The following is a 1,425-nucleotide window of genomic DNA, read 5'->3' as shown; positions in this document are numbered from 1 at the left end:
GTGCTGGCCGATGTGGACGGCACGCTGGTCACGAAGGACAAGATCCTGACACCACGCGCCATCCGGGCTGTCGAACGCCTGCGTGAACGTGGCATCCTGTTCACCATCACCAGCGGCCGCCCGCCCAAGGGCATGAAGATGGTCATTGACCCGCTGAAGATTTCCGAACCGATCGCGGGCTTCAACGGCGGGATGATGGTCCGGCCCGATTTCACCGTGATCGAGGCCCGCACCCTGCCGGCCGATACCGCGCGCAGGGTGATTGGCATCATCCGTGACCACAGGGCCGACCCGTGGGTCTATAACGGCAATGACTGGATCGTCTCCAACGCTGAAGCCCCGCATGTCGCGCGCGAGCAGTGGACGGTGAAATTCCCGCCCGTGGTCGGCAATGTGGAAGACAGGCTGGATCAGGTGGTCAAGATCACCGGCGTCAGCGATGACCTCGACCTCATGAAACGCCTCGAGCATGACCTGCAGCAGGCTTTGGGCGATACGGCGTCGGCCGCCCTGTCGCAGCCGTACTACGTGGATGTGACCAACAGGGACGCCAACAAGGGCGGCGTGGTGATGACGCTCGAGCGCCTGCTGGGCATTCCCGCCAGCCAGATGGTGACGCTGGGCGACCAGCCCAATGACGTGCTGATGTTCCGCAGGAGCGGCATGTCGATCGCCATGGGGCAGGCCAGCCCCGAGGTGCAGAAGCAGGCGACCCATGTCTCGACCTCGTGCGAGGAGGAAGGGTTCGCCAATGGCATTGAGAAATACGTGCTGGGAGATGCATGACATGACGGTGGGACATGACGTGAAAACGGGCCGGATGGTGGTCCTGCCCGATGCCGAGGCCATTGCCCGGCATATGGCGAAGTGGCTGACGGAGCAGGCGCTGGCGAAAACGGGCGGCCCGTTCATGATCGCGCTGTCGGGCGGGTCCACGCCAAAGCGGCTGTACCAGATCCTGGCGTCGGACGCGTACCGTGACCGCTTTCCGTGGGCGAACACGCAGTTCTTCTTTGGCGATGAACGCTTCGTGCCCGACAGCGATCCGGCCAGCAATTACAACATGGTGGAGACCGAAATGCTGGCCCACGTGCCGGTGCCGCCCGCCAACGTCCACCCCATGCCGACATCGGGCGACCCGGCGCAGGCGGCGGCGACCTATCAGGCGGAGCTGGAACGGGTATATGGCAGCAGGGTGCTGGAACCCGGCCGCCCGCTGTTTGACGTGGTGATGCTGGGTCTGGGCGATAACGGGCATACCGCATCGCTGTTCCCGCGGCAGCCGGTGCTGAAGGAAAGGACGCTGTGGGTTTCAAGCTGCGTGCCCGATGATGCGCCGCATACGCGCCTGACGCTGACCTATCCCGCCATTCATTCCAGCCGCCATGTGGTGTTCATGCTGGCGGGTGCGGGCAAGCGCGAGGC

2 protein-coding genes are annotated in these 1,425 nt (G+C 64.4%); both read left to right on the top strand.

What is annotated here, in order from left to right:
- On the top strand, positions 1–786 hold a 786-nt coding region (locus HNO79_RS16295; RefSeq protein ID WP_214165939.1), incomplete at its 5' end, for a Cof-type HAD-IIB family hydrolase.
- On the top strand, positions 779–1,425 hold a 647-nt coding region (gene pgl, locus HNO79_RS16290; protein WP_214165940.1), incomplete at its 3' end, for a 6-phosphogluconolactonase. The genes HNO79_RS16295 and pgl, both read left to right, overlap by 8 nt.

Source organism: Komagataeibacter oboediens (genome assembly GCF_018491655.1).
Classification (GTDB): Bacteria; Pseudomonadota; Alphaproteobacteria; order Acetobacterales; family Acetobacteraceae; genus Komagataeibacter; species Komagataeibacter oboediens.
This window is presented reverse-complemented; position numbering and strand designations above follow the sequence as displayed.